Genomic DNA, 23350 nt, shown 5'->3' with positions numbered 1-23350 from the left:
GACATCGCCATGCGCCTGAAGATCGCCCTGTCCTTCGTCGCCCTGCTGCTGCTCGTTGCGGCCTGGTTCGCCTTCGCCTGGCGCTGGAGCTATTCGGACGGCGAGCGTGCCGGTTGGGTGCAGAAGCTCTCACGCAAGGGCTGGGTCTGCAAGACCTGGGAGGGCGAGCAGGCGCTGGTGTCGCTGCCGGGCACGGCCAGCGTCGAGAAGTTCTACTTCACGGTGCACGATGAGGCCGCAGCCCAGGCCATCAACAAGCTCATGGGCCGGCGCGTCAACCTGCACTACGAGGAGAAGGTCGGCCTGCCGGGCTCCTGCTTCGGCGAGACGCGCTACTTCGTCACCGGCGTGACGCTGGTTGATGAAATCTCTCTGTCGCCGGGCGTTGTCGTGCCAGTCGCCCCGAACGCACCCGCATCGGCGGCCAGCCAGTAAGCGCCTCTCGACGAGCGCGTCGGCTATGTCGCCGCCGCTGACGCCAAGCCCCGTGGCCGGCACTGATGACATGACTGGACAGCGTTGTCCGGCGAAACTAGCGGGATGTCCTCGCTGTTCCAACCGCTTCTTCAATCGGTGACATCGCGCTTCGAGCGCCTCGTCGACCCCTATCCGGAAACCAGCGGCGCGGCGCCGCCGGCGCGCTTCTTCGCCTTCCTGTGGCGCTGCGCGGACGGCGTGCGGCGGCATCTGCTCGCGGTCACGCTGTTCACGGCCGGCATCGCGGCGGCCGAGGCGCTGCTGTTCAGCCTGATGGCCTCGCTGGTGGACTGGCTGGCCACCGTCAAGCCCGCCGAGCTGTGGAGCAAACCCCAGCCCGTCATCGCGATGCTGCTGGCCGTGCTCGGCGTCAGCATCGTGCTGGCCAGCGTGCAGGCGCTGCTGAAGTACCAGGGCGTGTTCGGCAACTTCCCGATGCGGCTGCGCTGGATCTTCCATCGCCGCATGCTGGCCCAGAGCCTGGCCTTCTTCGGCGACGAGTTCGCCGGCCGCATCGCCACCAAGGTCATGCAGACGGCCCTGGCCGTGCGCGACACCTGGCTCATCGTCGTCGACATCCTCGTCTACGTGGCCGTCTACTTCGGCACGCTGGTGGGCATCGTCGCCAGCTTCGACGCGCGTCTGATGGCGCCCTTCGGCGTCTGGCTGGCGCTCTACATCGTCGCGCTGCGCTACTTCGTGCCGCGCCTGGGCAAGATCGCCCAGGCCCAGGCCGACGCGCGCAGCCTGATGACCGGCCGCATCACCGACGCCTACACCAACATCGCCACCGTCAAGCTGTTTGCGCACGGCCGGCGCGAGGCCAGCTATGCCAAGTCGGCCATGCAGGACTTCATGACCACGGCCTACGGCCAGATGCGCCTGGTGACCGGCTTCGAGATCGTCAACACGCTGCTGTCGGCCCTGCTGGTTGGCAGCACGGCGCTGCTGGCGTTGTGGCTGTGGGGCGTGTCGGCCATCGGCGTCGGCGCGGTTGCCGCGGCCACGGCGATGGGCATGCGACTGAACGGTATCTCGCACTGGGTCATGTGGGAGATGGCCTCGCTGTTCGAGCACATCGGCACCGTGCAGGACGGGCTGGCCACGCTGTCCAAGCCGCAGTTGATCGCCGATGCGAGCGGCGCGGTCGCGCTGACCGTGCCGCGCGGGGAGGTGCACTTCGAGAACCTGCGCTTCGCCTACCCGAACGGCAAGGTCGTCGTCGATGGCCTTGACCTGCGCATCAAGCCGGGCGAGAAGATCGGCCTGGTCGGCCGCAGCGGCGCGGGCAAGAGCACGCTGGTGAACCTGCTGCTGCGCCTGTACGACATCCCGGAAGGCGGCGGCCGCATCCTGATCGACGGCCAGGACATCCGCCACGTCACCCAGGACTCGCTGCGCCAGCACATCGGCATGGTCACGCAGGACACCTCGCTGCTGCACCGCTCGGTGGCCGACAACATCCTCTACGGGCGCCCGAGCGCGACACAGCCCGAGCTGGAGCGCGCGGCCGAGCGTGCGCATGCCGACGAGTTCATCGCCACGCTGTCTGACCCCAAGGGCCGCACCGGCTTCGAGGCCCATGTCGGCGAGCGCGGCGTCAAGCTCAGCGGCGGCCAGCGCCAGCGCATCGCCATTGCCCGCGTCATGCTGAAGGACGCACCCATCCTGCTGCTGGACGAAGCCACCAGCGCCCTCGACAGCGAGGTCGAAGCCGCCATCCAGCAAAGCCTCTACACGCTGATGGAAGGCAAGACGGTCGTCGCCATCGCCCACCGGCTGTCGACCATCGCCGCGCTGGACCGGCTGGTGGTGATGGATGCCGGCCGCATCGTCGAGCAGGGCAGCCACTCCGAGCTGCTGGCGCAGGGCGGCATCTACGCGCGGCTCTGGACGCACCAGAGCGGCGGGTTCCTAGGGCTCGAAGATTGACCAGCGCCCGTCACGCCGGCGCAGCAACTGCTGGGTGATGGCCCCCTTGGCATCCGGCCCGATGCGCCGGCTGGCTTCGCGAATGGCGGCAATGCTCTCGGCCGAGTTCGCGTCGCAGAAAGCCAGCACATCGCGCGACGGGATGGCAACGACGGCGCCGTTGGGTGTCTTGTCGGCGAACAGGTGATCCCACAGGCCGTCCAGCAGCACCAGGCAGGCCTCGTGGTCGCCGTCCAGCAGCAAGCCGTAATAGGGCGGATGGTCGACCAGCCGCAGGCCAGGCTGGCCTTTCACGAGCTTCATCAGGTTGGACAGGGCCTGGCGGTGCAGCACGTTCAGGTTCATGCCGGCCGCGCGCATCTCGTCGCGGCCCACCGACACCCAATGCGAGCCGGCGTCGACGTGATAACCCACAGCGAAGACGCCGGCGCAAGCCCGCGTCGGCGGCATCATGCCGGGCTCGTTGGGGATGTCGGGCGGCAGCTGGCCAGGGGCCACCCGCATCTCCAGCTCTTGCCCATCGGGCCCGACACCGTCGGCCACGCCGCGCAGCACCGGCAGGGCCTGCTGGACGGGCGCGCGCTGGGCCGCCGGCGCGGCCGGGGTGGCCGCCGCCTCAGGGCCACGCCGGCGCTCGCGCAATTCGGCCTGGCGGATGGCGGTGGCCAGCTCGGCCCGCCGCGTCTTGGAGGCCTGCCACACATACAGCGGCGCCAGCAGGCTCAGGAAGGGCATGGCGCAACTCAGGAACAGCGGGTATTTGACGAGCGGCGAGGTGCCCAGCACTGGCGCCGCGCGGCTGATGATCCAGGGGCCGAGGAGCCAGGTTCCCATCCAGCCGACCACGGCCAGGGCCGTCGTCTGTCCGAGCAGGCCGATGACGGCCGCCAGGGTCAGGCCGAACAGCCCCCAGACCGGTCGCTCCAGCGAGCGCAGCAGTTCATCCTGCAGCAGCAGCCCATCCAGTTCGTCGCTCGCGCCCATGCCCCCTCCGTCGGTGGCCGCGGAGTTTAATGAGCTCAGCGCGACGTCAGCGGCCCACTGGCCGACAGCGGTGCACCGCCGCGCAACTGCGCATCCAGGAAGGCGTGGCTGAGCCGGAAGCCGTCGCCGATGTCCGACTGGGCCGCCTCGGTCGCGCTGCCGCTGCGTGGGCCGCGCGAGCCACCGCCCTGGGGCCCGTGCATGCCGCCGCCCTCGCCGCCAGCACCGCCGCGCCCGCGGCCCCCCCCCATGCCGCCGCCGAGCGGAGCCTGGCCATGGCGCTGGTCCTGCACATGAAATCCTTCGGGCGCCATCGTGCCGGCCAGGGCGGCATGCGAGACGGCGCCGAGGTTCAGCAACCAGCCGCTGCCCGGCGCAAAGCTGTCGAAGGCCTGCCTGCGCTCGGCGGGGCGGCGCAGCAGGCCGAGCGGGTCCTGGTCGATCTCGCTGGTGATCAGCAAGGTGGCCACGCCGCCGGCCGGGGCCTGCATGGCCGGCGGGCTGATCGCAATGACGGCCTGCCAGCCGGCGTCGCCGCGTGCGTCGAGCGCGGTCTGCGCGCCGGTCTCGTAACCGGCAAGGCTGGCATGGCCCCAGTCCAGTGCCGGCTGGGCCACGCGAAGGGCCGGCAGCAGGCGGCGCAGCGCGTCGAGCCGGTCGGCGCGCAGGGCCTCGCCATAGTGCAGCAGGCCGAGTTCGCGGAACTCGCCGGTGCGGGCCAGCTCGGAACGCCATGCGGCTGCATCGGCCTCCAGCGGCTGCACGCCCAGCACCGTGTAGCCGGCCTGGGCCCAGGCCGCAGCCCAGCGCTGGCCGGCGTCGCTGCCCTGCCCCAGGCCGGGCAGATAGACGATGACGGGCTGGACCGCCGCAGCGCTTGCGCTGCGCGTGATGTGCACGCGCCGGCCCTGCAGTTCGAAGCTGCCCAGCGACAAATTCAATTCGCGCGTCGCCGTCTCGGCCCAGGGCTTGGGCGGCGGTGGCCCGCCGGCGCAGCCGGCGAGACCGGCGAATGCGAGGGCGCACAGGAGCAGCAAGCGGCGGGCGGGGCGTGGGAGGCTCATGAGCCGCAACGATAGCCTTGTCACGTCGCTGCTTTGTTTCCCGTCGGCGCTGGTCCCCTAGACTTCCGCCCATGAGAGCAGAAAAGATCGCCTTCATCGGTGGCGGCAACATGGCCAGCGCCATCATCGGCGGCCTGCTGCGCGCCGGCATGAGCCCCGCCCAGTTCATCATCGTCGAGCCCTATGCGCCGCAGCGCGAGAAGCTCGTCGGCGAGTTCGGCGTCGCGGCGCTGGCCGCGGGCGATGCTGGCCTGGCTGACGCGCAGACCATCGTCTGGGCCGTCAAACCCCAGCTCTTCGGTGCCGCCGCCGAGCCGGTCAAGGACTGGCTCGGCGGGGCCCTGCACCTGTCGGTCATGGCCGGCATCCGCTCGGAGTCCATCGTCACGGCCACCGGCAGCGAGCGCGTCGTGCGTTCCATGCCCAACACGCCGGCGCTGATCGGCCAGGGCATCGCCGGCCTGTATGCGCGGCCGGCCGTGTCCGCCGACGAGCGCGCCACCGTCGAGCGCCTGCTCAAACCGACCGGCCAGACGCTGTGGGTCGAACGCGAGGACGATCTCGACGCCGTGACGGCCCTGTCGGGCTCGGGCCCGGCCTATTTCTTCTTCTTCGTCGAGGCCATGATGGCCGCGGCCGTCGACATGGGTCTCACCGCAGAGCAGGGCCGCCGCCTGGCGCTGGCCACCTGCGCGGGCGCGGCCGGCCTGGGCCTGGCGTCCGACGAGTCCCCGACGACGCTGCGGGAGCGTGTGACGAGCAAGGGCGGTACGACGCATGCGGCCATCACGTCGATGCAGGCGGATGCCGTTGACGCGGCCATCCGGCGTGCCGTGCTTGCCGCACAAAAGCGTGCCGCCGAACTCGGCAAAGAGTTCGGCGTCTGAGTGGGTATTGCGACCAGAGACAGCCTGCGCGACTGGCTGCGGGCGCCAGGCTCGTTGAGCCGCCGCCTGGCCCGCCTGGGCGAGCGCTTCGAGGTGCAGGTGCTGCGCCAGGGCGTGGCGCCGTTCCGGGCGCTGGAGCGCGCGGCCCTGGGCCTGCCGCCGCGTGGCCTGACCGTCGTGCGCGAGGTCATCCTGCGCGTCGATGGCCAGCCCCTGGTGTGGGCGCGCTCTGCCGTGCACCAGCGCGCCACCACGGGCCCCTGGCGGGCGCTCAAGGGTCTGGGCGCCAAGCCACTGGCGCATTTGCTCTACGACGACTACCGCATCCACCGCAGCGAGCTGCAACCGCGCCGCCTCTCCCGCCACGGCCACACGCGCCGCCATGCCGAGCGGCAATGGCTGACGGCCACCGGCCAGCCGCCGTCGGCGCAGATGTTGTGGTCACGCAATTCGGTGTTCAGCCGCAGCGGCGCCCAATTGCGGGTGATGGAGCTGTTCGACCCGGGTTTGGCTGGCCAACGGCCCGGGCAGCGCGGCCGCTGACGTCCCCCGGAACAGCAAGCAGGCCAGCTTGCCACCTGCCCTCGGCGCCGACACCAGCCGCCGGACTGCGCGCTTAGCTGTCGCTGAGCTGACGGGATTGCAATGAAACTGTTTTCATGAAGTCATAAATTCGCACCGAGCCCATAAACCCCCATAAACTCAGTCCGTATCAGAGGGGCGTTAGTAGACCCGCCGCGCAATGACGCACAGGTGGGCTGAAAGACCGGGGGCAGTGATGAACACGCGTGACGTAGTGATCTTCAGCGGCGAGCATTTTGTCGTGCCGCAATGCATTCAAAGAATCGACCATTTGTCGACCCATGGCTGGCAGCTGCGTTATGGCGGCACCAAGCTGTTCTCCGACCACAGCCAGGACGGCAGCGGCGCGCGCCGTGCGTTGGCCATGGCCACCAAGGAGCTGCTCAAACGCATCGCGACGCTGCCAGCGCCATCGCGCCTGCGCCGCACGCCCAGCCGCAAGAAGCAGAGCGATCTGCCTTCGGGCATCTCCGGCCCGATCGTGCGCCAGCGCGCCGGCAGCCGTGTCCGTGATTGCAGCTTCGCGGTAACCCTGCCTCGCTTCGGCGAGACGCCGCTGGCGCGCAGCGTCTACATCGGCACCGAGAACACCTACACCATCGAGCGCTACCAGGAAGCCCTGGAGCGCGCCGTGGCCCTGCGCGAGAAGGCCGAGACCGCCTACCAGCGGGCCGCGACCAAGGAGCGCCGCGCCCAGGCCCTGACGCTGAAGGCGCAGATGAGCGGCCTGCTCAGCAAAGCCTGACGCGAGTCATGTCGGCCCCCCTGGCGGGCCGAGCGCCGGGCCGCCCCTAGCCGGCCCGCGTTGGCGATGTGCTTGCGGCTCGATGCCGCAAGCATCGCCGTCCCCCCGGGGGCTGAGGCCGGACACATCACGCCCAGTGGGCGTGATGCGCCTGCCGAAGGGCCGCGGCACTGCCGCGGCGCGGTCTGCAAGACCGGTCGGGCGCGCCCGCGTGCAGCGAGGCGAGACCGGGCGAGGGGCTCCATGAAACCTGTTTGAACCGGCGCGGGCGCCGGCGGCGGACACAATCGGCGGCGCAGCTACTCAGCCCTGCCGCCGCCGATGTCCACCGCCGTCTCCCTGTCCGACCGTGTCCTCGCTTTGTTGAATGCGCTGCGGCCTGCGCCGCAGGCCGTCAACGCGCGAGAGCGCCTGCGCGTCGTGCTCGGCGCCGGCCTCGGCCTGTTGCTGGCTGGCCTGCTGAGCCGCGCCGCGATGGGCTCTGGCCTGCCCTGGCTGGTCGCGCCGCTGGGCGCCAGCGCCGTGCTCGTCTTCGGGGTACCGGCCAGCCCGCTGGCCCAGCCCTGGGCCGTCGTCGGCGGCAACACGGTGTCGGCCCTGGTCGGCATTGCCTGCATGGCGTGGCTGCCGCTGCCGGCGGCGGGCATCGCCGCGGTTGCGGTGGCCCTGGCCATCGGCTCGATGTTCCTGCTGCGCTGCCTGCATCCGCCCGGCGGCGCGGCCAGCCTGTTGATGGTGCTGACCGCCACGCACGACTGGCATTTCGCCTTCGTGCCGGTAGCACTGAACTCCCTGCTGCTGGTGCTGGCCGGCATGGCCTACAACAGTCTCACCGGCCGCCGCTATCCCCATGCCCAGCATGTGCAGCCGGCCGCCCCGGCCCCGGCGGGCGCGAGCGTCGCACCGCCGCGCTTTGGCGACGCCGAACTCAATGCCGTGCTGGCCCGCTACAACCAGGTGCTGGACGTGCCGCGCGACGACCTCGCCAACCTGCTGCACGAGGCCGAGCTGCTGAGCTATCGCAACCGCCTGGGTGGCCTGCGCTGCGCCGACATCATGTCCACGCCCGTCTTCACGGTCGAGTTCGGCACGCCGCTGGCCGAGGCCTGGGCGCTGCTGCAGCAGCACAGCATCAAGGCGCTGCCGGTCGTCGACCGGGTGCAGCGTATCGTCGGCATCGTCACGCGCGCCGACTTCATGCGTGCGGCTGAAGGCCAGCAGCGCGAGGGCCTGGCCGGCCGGTTGCAGACGCTGCTGAAGCCGTCACCGGCGACGCATTCGGCCAAGCCCGAGGTCGTCGGCCAGATCATGAGCCGCCAGGTTCGCGTGGCCAGCGCCGAGCGGCCCATTGCTGAGCTGGTGCCGCTGTTCTCGGCCACTGGCCACCACCATATTCCCATCGTCGGCGAGCAAGCCAGGCTCGTCGGCATCCTCACGCAATCCGACCTCGTGAAAGCGCTCAGCCATGGCCCATGACAACGACATCTTCCGCTGGGGCGTCATCGGCCCCGGCGGCATTGCCAACCGCTTTGCCGGCGCCTTGGCCGCAGTGCCCGGTGCCCGCCTTGCCACCGTGTTCGCGCGCGACGCCGTCAAGGGCGAAGCCTATGCCCGGCAATGGCAACGCGAAGGCGAAGCGCCGGCGCATGTGACGACAGCGCTGCCAGACCTGCTATCAGACGCCGCCATCGACGCCGTCTACATCGCCACGCCTCACTCCAACCACGGCGAATACGTCCGCGCTGCGCTGGAGGCCGGCAAGGCCGTGCTGTGCGAGAAGCCGCTGGTGACGACGCGCGCCGAAGGCCAGACCCTCATCGACCTGGCGCGCGCCAAGGGCGTCTTCCTGATGGAGGCGCTGTGGACCCGCTTCCTGCCCGCCTACGACCTCGCCGGCCGCATGCTGCGCGACGGTGCCATTGGCGAGCTTCGCGCGATGCAGTCGAGCTTTTGCTTCGCCTCCGTCTACGACCCGCTGCACCGCCAGTGGAACCCGGCCCTGGCCGGCGGCTCGCTGTGGGACATCGGCATCTACAACCTGGCCGTGACGCGCTGGGTGCTGCAGCAGATGAACGGCGGCATCTGCCCCGAGCCCGAGTCCATCGACGTGCAGGCCAAGATCGCGCCGACCGGGGTGGACGCGGCCGTCAACGTGACGCTGCACTTTCCCGGCGGCGTCACCTCGCAGTTCCGCTGCGGCTTCGACGCCGCCTCGGTCAACGCCTTCGAGGCCCTGGGGTCGAAAGCGGGCCTGCGCTTCCCGGTCGATTTCTGGCAGGCCGAGGCGGTCGAGCTCGTCACGCGCAAGGCGCCGGCTGAGCGTGTCGCGACGCCGTTCGTCATCAACGGCTTCGAGGGCGAGATCGCCGAGGCGCAAGCCTGCATCCGTCAGGGCTTGGTAGAGAGCCCGCGCATGCCGCATGCGGAGACCCTGGGCTTGCTGGGCTGGATGGATGCCATCCGCGCCCGCTTCCCTGGCGGCGTCAACAAGGCTTGAAGCCCTCAGCGGTGGCCGGCGACAACGACATCTTCCGCTGGGCCGTGGTCGGCCCCGGCGGCATCGCCAACCACTTTGCCGCTGCCTTGGCCGCCGGACCCGGCGCTCGCCTCGCCGCCGTGTTCGCGCGCGACGCGGCCAAGGGCCAGGCCTATGCCGCGCAATGGCGGCGCGAAGGCGAGGCGCCGGCGCGCGTGACAACGGCGCTGCCCGAGCTGCTGGCCGACGCGTCCATCGACGCCGTCTACATCGCCACACCCCATTCCCACCATGGCGAATGCATCCGTGCGGCGCTGGAAGCCGGCAAGGCCGTGCTGTGCGAGAAGCCGCTGGTGACGACGCGCGCCGAGGGTCAGGCCCTGGTGGAGCTCGCGCGCAGGCAGGGCGTCTTCCTGATGGAGGCGCTGCGTACGCGTTTCCTGCCCGCCTATGACATCGCCGGCCGCTGGCTGCGCGAGGGTGCCATCGGCGAGCTGCGTGCCATGCAATCGAGCTTCTGCTTCGCGGCCGACTACGACCCCCAGCACCGGCTGTGGAACCCGGCGCTGGCCGGCGGCGCACTGTGGGACATCGGCATCTACAACCTCGCCGTGACGCGTTGGGTACTGCAGCAGATGAATGGCGGCGTCTGCCCCGAGCCGGTGGCGCTGGACGTGCAGGCCAAGCTCGCGCCCACTGGAGTCGATGCAGCCGTCCATGTGAGCTTGCACTTCCCCGACGGCGTCACATCGCAGTTTCGATGCGGCTTTGACGCCGCCTCGGCGAATGCCTTCGAGGTGCTGGGCAGCCGGGCGGCGCTGCGCTTTCCGCAAGGCTTCTCGAGTGCCGAAGTCGTCGAACTCGACGCGCACCAGTCGCCGGCCAGGCGCGTCGAAGCCCCCTTCGTGCTCAACGGCTTCGAGGGTGAGATTGCCGAGGCCCAGGCTTGCATTCGCGCCGGCCTGGGCGAGAGCTCGCGCATGCCCCACGCCGAGACGCTGGCCCTGCTGGGCTGGATGGACGCGATCCGAGCCCGCTTCCCGCAGGCGGCCTGAGGCCTCACCTCCAAAGTCAACGCAGGGCCAGGTCCACCGCAGTGCCGGCAAAGACCGCGAAGCCCAGCCAGTGGTTGGACCGGAAGGCCGTGAAGCAGCCCGCGCGGCTGCGCCGGTGGATCAGCTTGTAGTGCCACAGCGCCTGGGCTGCGGCCACTGCGATGCCGAGCAGGAACCAGCGCCCGAGGCCCAGGCGCAGGCCCAGGCCCGCCCACATGGCCAGGTAGGCGGCGTAGAAGATCATGATGCCGGGCACGTCCCAACGGCCCAGCGCGATGGCCGATGAGCGCAGGCCGATCTTCAGGTCGTCGTCGCGATCCACCATCGCGTATTCGGTGTCATAGGCTAGCACCCAGAACAGGTTGGCCACGAGCAGGGCCCAGGCCGACAGCGGCACCGCGCGCAGGTTCCACTCCATGCCGCCCAGGGCTGCGGCAAAGGCCATCGGGATGCCGAAGGAGAAGGCCACGCCCAGCACTGCCTGCGGCATGGCCAGCACACGCTTGGCGAACGGGTAGGCGATGGCCACGGCCAGGGCCGCGAAGCTCAGCAGGATCGTGGGCGGGTTGGTCGTCAGCACCAGGCCGAAGGACACCAGGGACAGCACCGCGCCGAGGATCAAGGCCTCCTTCACCGACACCGCACCCGTCGTCACCGGCCGCGCGGCGGTGCGCTGCACATGACGGTCGAAATCGCGGTCGGCCACGTCGTTGACGCAGCAGCCCGCCGAGCGCATCAACACCGTGCCGAGGGTGAAGACGGTCAGCAGATGCCAGCCCGGCCAGCCATCCGCCGCGATCCACAGCGCCGACAGCGTCGGCCACAGCAGCAGCAGCCAGCCGGCGGGGCGGTCCCAGCGGATCAGCTGCAGATAGAGCGCGAGCCGCGACGGCTGTGAGGGACCTGGGGCGGCGGGGGCGGTGGTCGACATGGGGGCATTTTCACGCCGCGCGGGGGTGCTGGTTTGCTGCATAGTCGTCGGATTGCATTGGGAGGTTTCTGCGATGAGCCTTGCCACCCGCGACCTCGTGCTGCTGCACTGGCAGCTCGCCAATGCCCAGGACTGGGCGGGCCTGGGCCGTTTGCTGCATCCCGAAATGACCTACGAGGCGCCGCAGAGCCGCGAGCGCATCCGCAGCCCGCCGGGCTATGTGGACTTCTTCGCGACCTGGCCCCAGCCCTGGCGGGTCGAGGTGCTGCGTTGCATTGCCGACCACGGCAGCGCGATGACGCAGATCAGCTTCATCAGCAGCGCGCCGCCGATGATGGGCCTGACCCTCTTCGACCTGAAGGACGGCCTCATCCTGCGCGTGACCGACTATTGGCCCGACCCCTATGAACCGGGGCCGCGGGCGTCCAAGCATGTGGAACGGTACTAGGGCACCATGCAAATCTCGGCTCGGCTCAGGAATACGACAACGTCGCATGCGGTCCAGGTGAACACGGCGGGTCAGGCCAAGTCCCTGGCCACAGAGGGTCGTGCGGGCGGTGGCTCAGCCGTCAACGGTGGTGAGTTCCTGATGCTGGCTCTCGCCAGCTGCTATTGCAACGACCTCTACCGCGAAGCCGTGCGGCTGCAGATCGAGCTGACCGAGGTGGAGGTCGAAGCGAGCGCCGAGTTCGACGGCATTGGCCTCGCCGCGCGCGACATCCAGTACCGCGCCCGCCTCGTCTCGCCGGCTTCGCCCGAGCAGATCGAGCAGCTGCTGGCCGAGACGGATGCCGTGGCCGAGGTGCACAACACGCTGCGAGCCAGTTCCATGGTCCGCCGCCTGCCCTGGCCCGACGAAACTTGAAAGCTGCACCAAGTGCGATGCCCCGTCTGACGCAGGGCCATGCCTGGCGCCTCTAAAGTCACTGCGAACTCATTTCACCACTCGCCATGACCGACCTCAGCCGCTTCCCCATCACGAAGAAATGGCCCGCCGCGCACCCCGAGCGCCTGCAGCTCTATTCGCTGCCCACGCCCAATGGCGTCAAGGTGGCCATCGCGCTGGAGGAGATCGGCCTGGCCTATGAGCCGCATCTGGTCAAGTTCGACACCAACGACCAGCTCACGCCCGAGTTCCTGTCGCTGAACCCGAACAACAAGATCCCCGCCATCATCGACCCGAACGGTCCGGGTGGCCAGCCGCTGCCGCTGTTCGAGAGCGGCGCCATCCTGATCTACCTGGCCGACAAGACCGGCCAGCTGCTGCCCAAGGATGCGGCCAAGCGCTACGAAGCCATCCAGTGGCTGATGTTCCAGATGGGTGGCATCGGACCGATGTTTGGCCAGGTCGGCTTCTTCCACAAGTTCGCCGGCAAGGACTACGAGGACAAGCGCCCGCGCGACCGCTACATCGCCGAGGCCAAGCGCCTGCTCAACGTGCTGGACGTGCACCTGAAAGGCCGCGACTGGCTGGTCGGCGACGAATACACGATCGCCGACATCGCCACCTGGCCCTGGGTGAACAACCTGGTTGGCTTCTACGGCGCTGGCGATCTGGTGGGCTTCGACGACTTCAACGAAGTCAAGCGCGTGCTCCAGGCCTTCCTGGCTCGTCCCGCAGTGCAGCGCGGCCTCAAGATCCCGGCACGGGACTGAATCGGCCCCTCGCCCAGTCTTGCCGCGCTGGACGCGGGCGAGCCTGGTCGGTCCCCCGAGGGGACGGCGATGCTTGCGGCATTGAGCCGCAAGCACATCGCCAGGGTGGGCCGGCTCGGGAGCGGCCCAGCGCTCGGCCCGAATACGAAATGCAGAGGTTCAGTTCGCGTGGCCGGTCAGGTCGCGTGCGCGCTGCAATGAATCTGCCACGATGCGCGCCGCCGTCTGCGCCAGGGCGGGCGTGTGGTCGGCCATGACCTGCATGCGCAGCCGGGCGCTGTTCAGCGACACGGCCGGGTACTCGACAAGGTTGGCCAGCAGCCCGGCCTGGCTCATCTCGCGGCTGGCCACGCGGGCCAGCGCGTCATGCCCCAGCATGACCGGCACGATCGGCGAGGGATGGCCCAGCACGGTGATGCCCTGCTCGGTCAGCGCGCCGCGCAGGCCCAGGATGGCGCGCATCAGCCGGTCACGCCGCTCCACCCCCTCGCCGGAGCGCACGATGGCCAGGCAGGCGCGAATGATTGCCACCTGCACCGGTGACAGCGCGTTGGAGAAGGTGTTGGGTGCGGCATAGAAGCGCAGGTACTCCTTGATCGCGCGGTCATGCGTGGCCACAAAGCCGCCGTTGGATGCGAAGGTCTTGGAGAACGACCCCATCACCAGGTCCACCTGGCCCAGCACGCCCTGCAGCTCGAGCTGCCCGCCGCCGCCGGGGCCCATGCAGCCCAGGTCGTGCGCCACGTCCACCATCAGCAGTGCGCCATGCTCATGCGCCAGCGACTGCAGCCGGCGGATGTCGGGCGAGTCGGCGTCCATCGAGAAGCAGCCCTCGGTGACGACGAGGATGCCGTTGTGCGGGTCGCGCTGGCGCACACGCTTGAGCAGGCGCTCGACATGATCGACGTCCAGATGGCGGTGCAGGTGCACGTTGGGCGTCGCCGCCCGCGCGCCCTCGTGCAGGCAGTTGTGGGCGAGCTGGTCGATGATGATGTGGTCGGCCTCGCGCACCAGGCCCTTGATGGCTCCGAAGCCCGCGGCCCAGCCCGTCGGGAACAGCAGCACCTCGGGCATGCGCAGCAGCTCGCCCAGTTCCGCTTCCAGGAGGGTCGCCTCTTCGACGTTGCCGGCCAGTGCGGTGGAGCCCGCGCTGTGCACGCCATAGCGCTCCATGGCCGCCTGGGCCGCGGCGCAGATCCTGGGGTGGCGGGCCAGCGACAAATACTCCTGCGACGAGAAGTTCAGCCCCGCATGGCGCTGACCATCCAGCAGCGTCAGCTCGGCGGTGGCGCCCGGCCGGCCGCCCAGGCGCTTGGCATAGGGAAAGACGCCGTGCGCCACGCGGTTCTCAGCCCAGGCGTGGAAGGCCTGGGCCTTGGCGGCCAGGTCGGCGCCGGGTTGCGTCAGGTAGTCGAAGGAGGAGCCGCGCAGCTCGGCCCCGTCGGTGAAGTCCTCCCTCACCGTGGTCTCCACGGCCCGTTCCATCAGTTCGTCCATTGCGGCCCCCAAAAGAAACTCGTTGTTGTGGGGGCGGACTGTGCGCAGCGCGGGTGCGCTACGCATCCTCATTTTTGGTGGGTCTGGTCAGCTCCCCCCGCAAAGGGGTGTCGGTTCTGCTGGCGAATTCATTTCAAGGCCATGACGCGGTCGCCCGCCTGCGGCACACAGTCCGTCGCCAGCGCGGCGCCGCCCTCGCGTTGCACGACGCCCTGCGGCCCATGGCAGAACTCGATGCGCCGCGCCGTGGGCCAGCGCTGCAGCGCGAAGGCTTCGAGGCTGTCGGGCAGGCTGGTCTGCACGGCGCTGGCGCGCAGCTGCTCGCGGGGCTGGTCGTCGAAATGCAGCCAGGGCATGAAGTGGCCGGCCATCAGCAGCCAGCCGGAAACCCGTACCGGCTCCGGCGCATAGCCCTCGCGTTGCAGCCAGGCCTGGGCGTCCGCTCGCGCATGGGTGCCACCCACGGCGGCGGCGAGCAGCTCGGCCACCCACTGGTTGCAGTTCTGGTATTGCGTGCTGAAGGGATAGGCATTGGCGCTGTAGTTGGCGTTCAGCAGGCCCAGCGCTACGGGCTTGTCCAGTGCCGTGGCGGCCAGCGGCGCGGCGGCCTCGGCCGGCAGCAGCAGCAGGCTCACATAGCCCACGTCGGCATCGTCGCTGCCCGAGATGAAGCCGGCCAGGCCCTGGTCGAAGAGCCGGGGCGCGCCTTCGGCACAGGCGTAGTAGAGCTGTCGCACGGCCCAGGGCGTATCCAGACCGTCGGCCAGCGCGATGCCGGCATGGGAGTAGCGCAGACCGAAGCGCGACAGATCGGTGCCCGAGCGCGAAATCAGCGCGGCCGGGCTGCCCGATTCGGCCAGCGCCTGGCGGACGACGGCTGCAAAGCGCAGCAGCCTGTCCTGCTGCGCGGCCGTGATGTCGTGCTTGGAATCGCAGCCTCGGGGCGGTAGGCCAGCCTCGGCGGTGGCCGCCGTCAGCAGCAGCGCGGCCGTGACGGCGGTTCGGATCAAGGCTTGACGACGCGAGTCGCCAGCTCGCGTTGCCAGGCGTCTTCCAGCACGAGAAAGAAGGCGGTGCCGGTGTCGGCATGCGCGAAGGCGACGCCGTAGGCCTGGGGCGTGGCCTGCACCTCGTCGCCGACGTTGACGGCCCGCGCCGCCAGCGCCTGCTGGGGCAGCGTCAGCTCGACGGGCGCGGCGCCGTCGCGCTCCAGCTTCAGGCGCAGCTTGCCGGCGGTGTCCGCCCGTGCCACCTCGGTGACGCGGTAGCGGCCTTCGGCGCGGCGTTCGTCGCCGCTGCTGCTGTTGGACGATCCCTTGAAGGAGTCCGACACGCTGCCCGACGCGGACGAGCCGGCATCGGCGGCCGAAGAGGCGGTGGTGGACGAGGCGTGGGCAGCCTGTGCGGCCAGGGCCAGGGCGGCGAGAAGGATGAGGCGCATCGTGGGCTCGCGTTGGTGGAAATGGCCAACGATAGCGCGGATGCGTCAGCGCTTTGTTAACGCCTCGGAGCCGGCCTCCAGCGTGTCGAGGATGGGGCAGTCGGGCCGCTCGTCGCCGTGGCAGCTTTGCACGAGCTGCTGCAGTGTCTCCTTCACGGCCTGCAGCTCGGCAAGCTTGATGTCCACCTCGGCCAGGTGTTCCTGCGCCAGCGCGCGAACTTCACGGCTGGGCCGATCCCGGTCCTGCCAAAGGCCGAGCAGTGCGCGGATCTGCGCCAGCGAGAAGCCGAGGTCGCGCGAGTGGCGGATGAAGCGCAGCAGATGAACTTCACGCTCGCCATAGATTCGGTAACCCGACTCGCTGCGCACCGGTTGAGCGAACAAGCCGATGCTCTCGTAGTGCCGGATCATCTTGGCCGACACGCCCGAGGCCTGGGCGGCAGCACCAATGTTCATGCCGATGTTCATCGCCGCTCCTGCATGGCCGTGCCGCGCCAGCGCTTGAGCGTCAGGGCATTGGCGACGACGCTGACGCTGCTGAAGGCCATGGCCGCGCCGGCGATGACGGGGCTGAGCAACCCAAAGGCCGCGAGCGGGATGCCGACGACGTTGTAGGCAAAGGCCCAGAACAGGCCCTGGCGGATCTTGGCGTAGGTGCGGCGCGACACATCCAGTGCGTCGGCGACGAGGCGCGGGTCGCCGCGCATCAGCGTGACACCGGCCGCTTCGGTGGCCACGTCGGCGCCGCCGGCCATCGCAAAGCCGACCGACGCTGCCGCCAGCGCCGGCGCGTCGTTGATGCCGTCACCGACAAAGGCGACGACTGCGCCGCCCTCGCGCAGCTGCTGCACGACCGCAGCCTTGTCGGCGGGCAGCACTTCGGCGTGGACCTCGGTGATGCCGAGGGCCCGCGCGACACCGGCCGCCGCGCCGTGGCTGTCACCGGTCAGCATGACCGTGCGGATGCCGCGGGCCTGCAACTGGGCGACGGCCTCGGCTGCCGTGTCCTTGACGCGGTCGCCGAAGGCCAGCAGGCCGAGCAGGCGCTGCTCGGTGCCGCCTTCGACCAGCCAGGAGACTGTCTGGCCCTCGGCCTCCAGCCGCCGCGCCTCGCCGGCCAGCGCGCCGCCGTCGACACCCAGCTCCTGCGCCAGCCGCGCGCTGCCAAGGGCGAACCTGCGACCCTGTACGACGCCATCGACACCACGGCCCGGCAGCGCCTGTGCGCCTTCGACCGGCAGCGCCACCAGGCCCTGGGCCGCGGCGAGCACGGCCAGGGCCAGCGGGTGGCTGCTGGTGCGCTGCAGCGCGGCGGCGAGTTGCAGCAGCTCCTCGCGGCGTATGCCTTCGGCAGGCAGGGCGGCGGTCAGCGTCGGCTGGCCCACCGTCAGCGTGCCCGTCTTGTCGAAGGCGACGACGGTGACGGCGTGCGCCAGCTCCAGCGCTTCGGCGTCCTTGATCAGGATGCCCTGGCGCGCCGCGACGCCGGTACCGGCCATCAGCGTCGTCGGCGTGGCCAGGCCCAGCGCGCAGGGGCAGGCGATGACGAGGACCGCCACCGCGTTGACCAGGGCCTGCTCGGCGTTGCCCGAATGCATGAGCCAGCCCGCAAAGGTCAGCGCCGCGAGGGCCAGCACGACCGGCACGAAGACGGCGCTGACGCGGTCGACGACGCGCTGGATGGGCGCTTTGGCCGCCTGTGCCGACTCGACCATGCGGATGATGCGCGCCAGCGTCGTCTCGGCGCCGATGGCGGTGGTGCGCACGGTCAGCGCGCCTTCGGCATTGATGGCCCCGCCGGTCACGCGCTCGCCCGGCGACTTGGCCACCGGCAGGCTCTCGCCGGTGATCAGCGATTCGTCCACGTGGCTGTGGCCCGTGGCGATCTCGCCGTCCACCGGGATGCGGTCGCCGGGGCGCACGGCAACGAGGTCGCCGACGCGGACCTCGGCCACCGGCACCTCCGTTTCGGTATCGCCGCGCAGCACGCGCGCGGTCGCGGGCCGCAGCGCATTCAGTGCGCGGATGGCGTCCGTCGTCTGGCGCTTGGCGCGTTGCTCGAGGAACTTGCCGAGCAGCACCAGCGTGATGACTGCGGCCGAGGCTTCGAAGTAGAGATGCGCATGGCCGGGATGGCGCAGCAGCAGATAGACCGACAGGCCGTAGGCCGCCGAAGTGCCGAGGGCCACCAGCAGGTCCATATTGCCGCTGCCGGCCCGCAGCGCGCCCCAGCCCGCGCGGTAGAAGCGCGCGCCGAGCACGAACTGCACCGGCGTGGCCAGCAGCAGTTGCAGCCAGCCGGGCAGCACCACGCCCAGCAGCATGGGCAGCATCAGCGGCAGGCTCAGCAAGGCGCCCAACGCGACCGGCCACCAGGCGGGCAGGCCGCCATGGGCTTCGGGCGCGGGCGGCGCGCAGGCCTCGACGAGGGTGGCCGGGTAGCCTGCCTTGCCCAGGGCCGCCATCAGCGCGGCGACGGGCACATTGGGCAGGGCCTGGATGCTGGCCTTTTCGGTCGCCAGGTTGACGCTGGCCCGCAGCACGCCAGGCACGGCCTGCAGGGCCTTTTCGACGCGGCGCACGCAGGACGCGCAGCTCATGCCGCTGACCTGCAGCGTCACGTCGTTCAGTGCGGTGGCGGGGGCGGTGGTGCTGTTCATGCCGGTATCGTCAAGCTTCCCATCATGGCAAGGTCAAGCGCTTTCTGCTTTGACGCAGCTCAATCCAGCACCAGCGCCTCGGCCAGGTGGCTCCAGACCGTCTGCACACGCTGCAGATGGCGAGTCTCGGGGTGGGTCAGCAGCCAGAGATCGGTCTCGGCCTCGTCCAGCGGCTCGGTCAGCCGGCGCAGTTCTCGCTTCGGCTCGGCCAGGAAGAGGGGCAGCACGCCCACGCCCAGGCCCTGCGCCACCAGCTCAGCCACGCTCTGCACGCTGCCGGTGCGAAACGCCGGCTGCAGCGCCGGGAAGTGCTTCTGGCGCCAGCGCACCGAGGGGTGCTCGGGCAGGCCGTCATCGGGCGCGACCCAGGCGGCGGCGCCGGCCTCGACCTGGTCCCAGTGCCTGATGGGGCTTGAGCGTGCCGCATAGAGGGCGACGCGGATGGGGCCGATACGGCGGCCGATCAGGTGGGGCGGCGGTTTGCTGGTGGCGCGCAGTGCGATGTCGGCATCACGGCGCGTCAGGCTCGCCAGCTCGTTGCCGGTGTGCAGCTCGAACTGCAGCCGGGGCTGCGCCTGGTGCAGGGCCGCCAACGCCGGTGCGAGCAGGCCGTGCAGCAGCGTGTCGGTCGTCGTCAGGCGCACGGTACCGGCGGCCTGGCCGGGCTGGGCCTGGGCGGCGGCGCGGGCCGCTTCCAGCGCGGCTTCCACCTGCTCCGCCTGGGCGGCCAGCGTGCGTGCCAGCTCGCCGGCCTTGTAGCCGCGCCGGCCGCGCTCGAACAGCGGCTGGCCCAATCCGCGCTCCAGGCGCTGCAGCATCCGGAACACGGTCGACGCGTTGACGCCCAGCCGCTCGCCGGCCGCGGCCAGCGTGCCCGCGCGGTGCAGGGCCAGCACCAGGGCGAGGTCGGTGGGGGCGAGTTCGTATTGCATAGCTGCAATCAGAGTTGGCTTGGTTGCGTATTTTCATGCGCCAGATGCCTACCTACATTGGTTGCATCTCAACAATCCCTGGAGATCTCCATGGCACCCTCGACCTCACTCGGCCTGCTGTTGCTGCGCCTGTCCCTCGGCTTGATGTACCTCGCCCATGCGGGGCTGAAGCTATTTGTCTTCACCTTGCCGGGCACGGCGCAGTTCTTTGCCGGCCAGGGCTTGCCGGGCGCGCTGGCCTACGTGGTGTTCGCGGCGGAGGCCATCGGCGGCGCGCTGTTGCTGCTCGGCGTCTACCCGCGCCAGCTCGCGCTGACCCTCACACCCATCCTGCTGGGCGCGGCCTGGGTGCATGCGCCCAACGGCTGGGTTTTCACTGCACCGGGCGGTGGCTGGGAGTACCCGGTCTTCCTGGCCGCGATGTCTGTCGTGCTGTGGCTGGCCGGCGATGGCGCTGCCGCCCTCAAGCGTAGCCAGCGGTTCACCTGGCGTGCGGCATGACTGCGCTGACATTGATCAGCCACGCGCTTTGCCCTTATGTGCAACGCGCCGCCATCGTGCTCAAGGAGAAGAGCGTGCCCTTCGAACGCCTGGACGTGGACCTCGCCAACAAGCCGGACTGGTTCCTGCGCCTGTCGCCGCTGGGCAAAACGCCGGTGCTGTGCGTTGGCCGCGAGGCGCTTTTCGAGTCTGCCGTCATCTGCGAATACCTGGACGAGACGCGGCCGCCGCGCCTGCATCCGCAGGACCCGCTGGCGCGGGCCCGCGAGCGGGCCTGGATGGAGTTTGGCTCCGCCGTGCTGAGCGGCATCGCCGTGCTCTACAGCGCGGCGGACGATGCGTCGCTGGAACGGGCCTACGCCGCTCTGCGTCTGCGCTTCGAGCAGGTGGAGGCGGTTCTTGGCGACGGCCCCTGGTTCGCCGGCCGGCGCTTCGGCCTGGTCGACGCGGTCTTCGGCCCGGTGTTCCGCTACTTCGCGGTCATCCCGCCCGAGGGCCTGTTCGACGGCCTGCCGCGGGTGCAGGCTTGGCGCGAGGCCCTGGCAGGGCGGCCCTCGGTGCGCGAGGCCGTCGCGCCTGGCTATGCGCAAAGGTTGCGCGACTTCCTGCTCGAACGCGGCTGCGCGCTGGCACGGCGTCTATGCACGGACGCGACCAATTCAATACCAAAAGAAATAACGATTCATTCAAATATTCAAAAAAAGATATAATCCTGGGATGCCGTGGTAATGCCTTCCTGACGGCTTGTCCACGGCCACAAAAGGCCGCGGTTCGCGACCTTCGACACTTCTTGGCCGGCAACCGAGCCAAGAAGCACTCCCGTCGGGCAATTCAAGCCTGGCAACCCTGACTGAACAAGATTTCGAACAACGCCATCTCCATGGGCAAGTACGTCGTTTCGCCCGCGACACACCCGACCGACTGTGGCCGCTTTCGCGCCTCGTTCTCGGTTCACCGGGCCCAAGGCAACGACAGTTGCCGTCGTGTGTTCCGCTTCGACACGACCTTTGCCTCACGCGAAGCTGCCCGGCTGTTCGCCGTCACCCAGGGCTGGCTGCAGGCGTGCATGCCAACCCACCCCGGATGCTGACGATCTGGCTCCGCCAGTTCCCGCCGACATCCCACTCGCTGCGGACCCCCGATTCGCAGATCCGCATCCGCATCCTCGCGATGCGTCAATCCTCAGAAAGGCTCGTCCATGAGCAACAAAATTTACGTGGGTAACCTGCCCTATTCCGTGACGGATTCCAGCCTGAAAAGCAACTTTGCCGAGTTCGGCAGCGTTTCCTCGGCCAAGGTCATGATGGACCGGGAAACCGGCAGTTCCAAGGGCTTCGGGTTTGTGGAAATGGCTTCGGCCGACGTCGCCCAGGCCGCCATTGCCGCTCTGAACGGCATGTCCGTCGATGGCCGCGCCATCGTCGTGAGCCTGGCTCGCCCCCGCGAAGCGAACAAGGATTCGAGCGGTTACAGCGCAGCCGGGTACACCGCAGCCAAGCGTCCCGATGTCGGCTACGGCACGGGCGGCTTCGGCGGTGGTCGCTACTGAACCCAGCGGCGGCCTGTGAATGACCGGCTCTTCTGAGCCGGTTTTTTTTCGCCTCGCGCGAGACGACCGAACGGTGCAAGCTCTGGCCACAATGGCCTGATGAGCCGCCGCCGATTTGTCCTTCTCGCTAGCTTCGTCTGGACGTTTGCCGCCGCCGAGCCGGCCTACTTTCCGCCCCGTGGCGACTGGCAGCGCGCCGAGCCGGCCGCGATGGGCGTCGACGCCGCCAGGCTGGCCGAAGCCGTCGCCTATGCCCAAGCGCATGAGAACCCCGCGCCGCGCGACCAGGCCCTCTACCTCGCCCAGAGCTTCGGCAAGAACGAACCCTATTTCGCGGGCCAGATCGGTCCCACGCGCGAGCGCGCCGCAGCCAACGGCCTGGTCATCTACCGCGGCAAGCTGGTGGCCGAGTGGGGCGACACGCGGCGCGTTGACATGTCGCACAGCATCACCAAGACCTTTTTGTCGACGGTCGTGGGCGTGGCCTGGCAGCAGGGTTTGATCAAGAGCACCGACGAGCGCGTGGCCGACGCCATGCCGCCCGGTGTCGACCTGTTCGCCACGCCGCATAACGCACCCATCACCTGGGAGCACCTGCTGCGCCAGACCAGCGATTGGCAGGGCACGCTGTGGGGCAAGCCCGACTGGGCCGATCGCCCCGTGGGCAAGACGCCCGAGGACTGGCCGAACCGCCCGCTGTATGAGCCGGGCACGCACTACAAGTACAACGATGTGCGCGTGAACGTGCTGGCCCTGGCCGCCTTGCAGGTCTGGCGCCGGCCGCTGCCCGAGGTGCTGCGCGAGCAGGTCATGGACCCGATTGGCGCGTCCAGCCGCTGGCGCTGGCACGGCTACGAGAACAGCTGGGTGGAACTGGACGGCCAACGCATGCAGTCGGTTTCCGGCGGCGGCCACTGGGGCGGCGGCATGTTCATCGACGCCTGGGACATGGCGCGCTTCGGCTATCTCCACTTGCGCCAGGGTGAGTGGGCCGGTCGCCAGCTCATTTCGCGCGACTGGATCGCCAAGGCCCGCCAGCCCGGGCCGGACAACGCCGAGTACGGCTACTGCAACTGGTTCCTCAACACCGGCCGCAAGGCCCTGCCGGTGGCACCCGAGAGCAGCGTGACCTTCCGCGGCAATGGCCAGAACATCATCTACATCGACTGGGAGAACGACATCGTCGCCGTCGTGCGCTGGATCGACAACGGGCCGGCCCTGAACGAATTCACGGCGAAGCTGCTGGCGGCCGTGAAGCGCTGAGAAGTACTCAGATCTTCAGCTGCGCGAAAGCCGCCCGAAGCCCATCCACACCGCCCACACGCTGGTTGTTGATGAAGATCTGCGGCATCTGGCGAACGGACGGGCCGCACTTCTCGTAGAAGGCCTTGCGCTGATCTTCGTCGTCGATCTTGATCTCCTCGAAGGCGAGGCTGCGGGCCTTCAACAGGCTCTTGGCGGTATCGCATTGAGGGCAGGCGGACTTGGAATAGACGACGATGTTGAGCTGCATGCCCACAGTCTAGAGGGAGCAGCGTCGCTAGCATCGGGCCCTCGATTCCTGAAGGAGAACGTCCATGATCCTGCGTCGATCCGATGTCGTCCGTCTCGCCGCCGCCGCACTGCTGGCGCCCTGGACGCTGCGCGCTGTTGCTGCTGATGAGCCGCGCCGCAAGCCCGACCTGGGCGACGCCGCCGAAGGCACGTACGAGGGCGACGTGATCTCGGACTCCAAGGGCTCGTCCAGGAGTGGCGTGACCGTGACGGTGACGCGCATTGGCAAGAACCTCGTGCGGGTCACGTCCAGCTATCCGCGGCTGCCGGTGGTCGAGGTGTTGCTGACGCTGGCCATGGGCAAGATCCTGCAGGCGCGCGGCGATAGCGTGTTCCTGCTCGACCGCACGCAGTCACCCGCGAAGCTGGACGTCAGCTTTCTCAACGAGGTGAGCTGGTCGGGGCTGCGGCGCTGACATGAGCAGCT

The 23350-nt window shown here is 69.5% G+C and carries 27 protein-coding genes; 17 read left to right on the top strand and 10 right to left on the bottom strand.

Annotation, left to right across the window (positions count from 1 at the left end; all coding sequences use genetic code 11):
- Nucleotides 1–9 precede the first annotated feature (9 nt).
- Complete coding sequence (locus AC1DW0_RS03580; protein WP_056201050.1) at nucleotides 10–435, top strand: hypothetical protein; 426 nt, start codon at nucleotides 10–12, stop codon at nucleotides 433–435.
- Nucleotides 436–573: 138 nt separating this feature from the next.
- The gene (locus AC1DW0_RS03575; RefSeq protein WP_477944948.1) at nucleotides 574–2409 is read left to right on the top strand and encodes an ABC transporter ATP-binding protein; all 1836 of its coding nucleotides are present in this window, start codon (nucleotides 574–576) and stop codon (nucleotides 2407–2409) included.
- On the opposite strand, the gene AC1DW0_RS03570 is transcribed toward AC1DW0_RS03575, so the two are convergent.
- Nucleotides 2392–3393 carry a DUF1444 domain-containing protein gene (locus tag AC1DW0_RS03570; RefSeq protein ID WP_477944947.1) on the bottom strand — a complete coding sequence of 334 codons (1002 nt, stop codon included), beginning with the start codon at nucleotides 3391–3393 and terminating at the stop codon, nucleotides 2392–2394. The two genes, AC1DW0_RS03575 and AC1DW0_RS03570, sit on opposite strands and share 18 nt — an antisense overlap.
- A gap of 35 nt (nucleotides 3394–3428) precedes the next feature.
- Entirely contained in the window at nucleotides 3429–4457 is a 1029-nt protein-coding gene (locus AC1DW0_RS03565; protein ID WP_477944946.1) for a hypothetical protein, read from the bottom strand.
- Nucleotides 4458–4528: 71 nt separating this feature from the next.
- Between AC1DW0_RS03565 and proC the strand changes: the two genes are divergently transcribed.
- The 6 genes from proC to AC1DW0_RS03535 all read left to right on the top strand — a co-directional run bounded on the left by proC (nucleotide 4529) and on the right by AC1DW0_RS03535 (nucleotide 10202).
- A complete protein-coding gene (gene proC, locus AC1DW0_RS03560; RefSeq protein WP_477944945.1) occupies nucleotides 4529–5344 on the top strand; it encodes a pyrroline-5-carboxylate reductase in 816 nt (271 codons plus the stop codon).
- Entirely contained in the window at nucleotides 5345–5887 is a 543-nt protein-coding gene (locus tag AC1DW0_RS03555) for a chorismate--pyruvate lyase family protein (protein ID WP_477944944.1), read from the top strand.
- Between the two features lie 235 nt (nucleotides 5888–6122).
- Entirely contained in the window at nucleotides 6123–6671 is a 549-nt protein-coding gene (locus tag AC1DW0_RS03550) for a hypothetical protein (RefSeq protein WP_457388401.1), read from the top strand.
- A gap of 321 nt (nucleotides 6672–6992) precedes the next feature.
- Entirely contained in the window at nucleotides 6993–8147 is a 1155-nt protein-coding gene (locus AC1DW0_RS03545; RefSeq protein ID WP_457388399.1) for an HPP family protein, read from the top strand.
- Complete coding sequence (locus tag AC1DW0_RS03540) at nucleotides 8137–9168, top strand: Gfo/Idh/MocA family protein (protein WP_457321734.1); 1032 nt, start codon at nucleotides 8137–8139, stop codon at nucleotides 9166–9168. The genes AC1DW0_RS03545 and AC1DW0_RS03540 overlap by 11 nt, the downstream gene beginning before the upstream one ends.
- On the top strand, nucleotides 9165–10202 hold the full coding sequence (locus AC1DW0_RS03535; protein WP_477944943.1) for a Gfo/Idh/MocA family protein: 1038 nt from the start codon (nucleotides 9165–9167) through the stop codon (nucleotides 10200–10202). Before AC1DW0_RS03540 ends, AC1DW0_RS03535 begins: the two co-directional genes overlap by 4 nt.
- A 16-nt stretch (nucleotides 10203–10218) precedes the next feature.
- Here AC1DW0_RS03535 and ubiA read toward each other — a convergent pair whose 3' ends face one another.
- Nucleotides 10219–11133 carry a 4-hydroxybenzoate octaprenyltransferase gene (gene ubiA / locus AC1DW0_RS03530; RefSeq protein ID WP_457388396.1) on the bottom strand — a complete coding sequence of 305 codons (915 nt, stop codon included), beginning with the start codon at nucleotides 11131–11133 and terminating at the stop codon, nucleotides 10219–10221.
- Nucleotides 11134–11206: 73 nt separating this feature from the next.
- Between ubiA and AC1DW0_RS03525 the strand changes: the two genes are divergently transcribed.
- The 3 genes from AC1DW0_RS03525 to AC1DW0_RS03515 all read left to right on the top strand — a co-directional run bounded on the left by AC1DW0_RS03525 (nucleotide 11207) and on the right by AC1DW0_RS03515 (nucleotide 12789).
- Nucleotides 11207–11581 carry a nuclear transport factor 2 family protein gene (locus tag AC1DW0_RS03525; protein WP_056201024.1) on the top strand — a complete coding sequence of 125 codons (375 nt, stop codon included), beginning with the start codon at nucleotides 11207–11209 and terminating at the stop codon, nucleotides 11579–11581.
- A 6-nt stretch (nucleotides 11582–11587) separates the two neighbouring features.
- Nucleotides 11588–11998, top strand: a complete 411-nt coding sequence (locus AC1DW0_RS03520; protein ID WP_477944942.1) for an OsmC family protein — start codon at nucleotides 11588–11590, stop codon at nucleotides 11996–11998.
- Nucleotides 11999–12084: 86 nt separating this feature from the next.
- Complete coding sequence (locus AC1DW0_RS03515) at nucleotides 12085–12789, top strand: glutathione binding-like protein (RefSeq protein ID WP_457352064.1); 705 nt, start codon at nucleotides 12085–12087, stop codon at nucleotides 12787–12789.
- A gap of 159 nt (nucleotides 12790–12948) precedes the next feature.
- Here the strand turns inward: AC1DW0_RS03515 and AC1DW0_RS03510 are convergent, their stop codons facing one another.
- The 6 genes from AC1DW0_RS03510 to AC1DW0_RS03485 all read right to left on the bottom strand — a co-directional run bounded on the left by AC1DW0_RS03510 (nucleotide 12949) and on the right by AC1DW0_RS03485 (nucleotide 19331).
- On the bottom strand, nucleotides 12949–14286 hold the full coding sequence (locus tag AC1DW0_RS03510; protein ID WP_477944941.1) for an aminotransferase class I/II-fold pyridoxal phosphate-dependent enzyme: 1338 nt from the start codon (nucleotides 14284–14286) through the stop codon (nucleotides 12949–12951).
- 128 nt (nucleotides 14287–14414) lie between these two features.
- Entirely contained in the window at nucleotides 14415–15296 is an 882-nt protein-coding gene (locus tag AC1DW0_RS03505; RefSeq protein ID WP_477944940.1) for a DUF2145 domain-containing protein, read from the bottom strand.
- Nucleotides 15293–15727 carry a hypothetical protein gene (locus AC1DW0_RS03500; RefSeq protein ID WP_477857047.1) on the bottom strand — a complete coding sequence of 145 codons (435 nt, stop codon included), beginning with the start codon at nucleotides 15725–15727 and terminating at the stop codon, nucleotides 15293–15295. Before AC1DW0_RS03500 ends, AC1DW0_RS03505 begins: the two co-directional genes overlap by 4 nt.
- 45 nt (nucleotides 15728–15772) lie before the next feature.
- The gene (gene cueR, locus AC1DW0_RS03495; RefSeq protein WP_477945157.1) at nucleotides 15773–16183 is read right to left on the bottom strand and encodes a Cu(I)-responsive transcriptional regulator; all 411 of its coding nucleotides are present in this window, start codon (nucleotides 16181–16183) and stop codon (nucleotides 15773–15775) included.
- Between the two features lie 8 nt (nucleotides 16184–16191).
- Nucleotides 16192–18387, bottom strand: coding sequence for a heavy metal translocating P-type ATPase (locus AC1DW0_RS03490; protein ID WP_477944939.1), 2196 nt, complete (start codon nucleotides 18385–18387; stop codon nucleotides 16192–16194).
- A gap of 59 nt (nucleotides 18388–18446) precedes the next feature.
- Nucleotides 18447–19331 (bottom strand): LysR family transcriptional regulator, encoded by an 885-nt coding sequence (locus AC1DW0_RS03485; RefSeq protein WP_477945156.1) that lies wholly within the window; start codon nucleotides 19329–19331, stop codon nucleotides 18447–18449.
- Between the two features lie 78 nt (nucleotides 19332–19409).
- Between AC1DW0_RS03485 and AC1DW0_RS03480 the strand changes: the two genes are divergently transcribed.
- From AC1DW0_RS03480 to AC1DW0_RS03460, 5 genes are all read left to right on the top strand, one after another.
- Nucleotides 19410–19820, top strand: a complete 411-nt coding sequence (locus AC1DW0_RS03480) for a DoxX family protein (protein WP_477944938.1) — start codon at nucleotides 19410–19412, stop codon at nucleotides 19818–19820.
- Nucleotides 19817–20530, top strand: a complete 714-nt coding sequence (locus AC1DW0_RS03475; RefSeq protein WP_477944937.1) for a glutathione S-transferase family protein — start codon at nucleotides 19817–19819, stop codon at nucleotides 20528–20530. The genes AC1DW0_RS03480 and AC1DW0_RS03475 overlap by 4 nt, the downstream gene beginning before the upstream one ends.
- Before the next feature lie 170 nt (nucleotides 20531–20700).
- Nucleotides 20701–20910 carry a hypothetical protein gene (locus tag AC1DW0_RS03470; RefSeq protein ID WP_082532848.1) on the top strand — a complete coding sequence of 70 codons (210 nt, stop codon included), beginning with the start codon at nucleotides 20701–20703 and terminating at the stop codon, nucleotides 20908–20910.
- Between the two features lie 108 nt (nucleotides 20911–21018).
- Nucleotides 21019–21369 (top strand): RNA recognition motif domain-containing protein, encoded by a 351-nt coding sequence (locus tag AC1DW0_RS03465; RefSeq protein ID WP_056201001.1) that lies wholly within the window; start codon nucleotides 21019–21021, stop codon nucleotides 21367–21369.
- A gap of 99 nt (nucleotides 21370–21468) precedes the next feature.
- Nucleotides 21469–22632 (top strand): serine hydrolase domain-containing protein, encoded by a 1164-nt coding sequence (locus tag AC1DW0_RS03460; protein ID WP_477944936.1) that lies wholly within the window; start codon nucleotides 21469–21471, stop codon nucleotides 22630–22632.
- 7 nt (nucleotides 22633–22639) lie between these two features.
- Here the strand turns inward: AC1DW0_RS03460 and AC1DW0_RS03455 are convergent, their stop codons facing one another.
- Nucleotides 22640–22882 (bottom strand): glutaredoxin domain-containing protein, encoded by a 243-nt coding sequence (locus AC1DW0_RS03455; protein ID WP_457352072.1) that lies wholly within the window; start codon nucleotides 22880–22882, stop codon nucleotides 22640–22642.
- Between the two features lie 64 nt (nucleotides 22883–22946).
- Here AC1DW0_RS03455 and AC1DW0_RS03450 point away from each other — a divergent pair, with 64 nt between their 5' ends.
- Nucleotides 22947–23339: a hypothetical protein gene (locus AC1DW0_RS03450; protein ID WP_457352074.1), complete on the top strand. Its 393-nt coding sequence runs from the start codon at nucleotides 22947–22949 to the stop codon at nucleotides 23337–23339.
- Nucleotides 23340–23350: the final 11 nt, after the last annotated feature.

Source organism: Roseateles sp. P4_D2 (genome assembly GCF_056401875.1).
The sequence above is the reverse complement of the archived record's forward strand: the minus strand, read 5'-3'. Positions and strand labels throughout refer to the sequence as shown.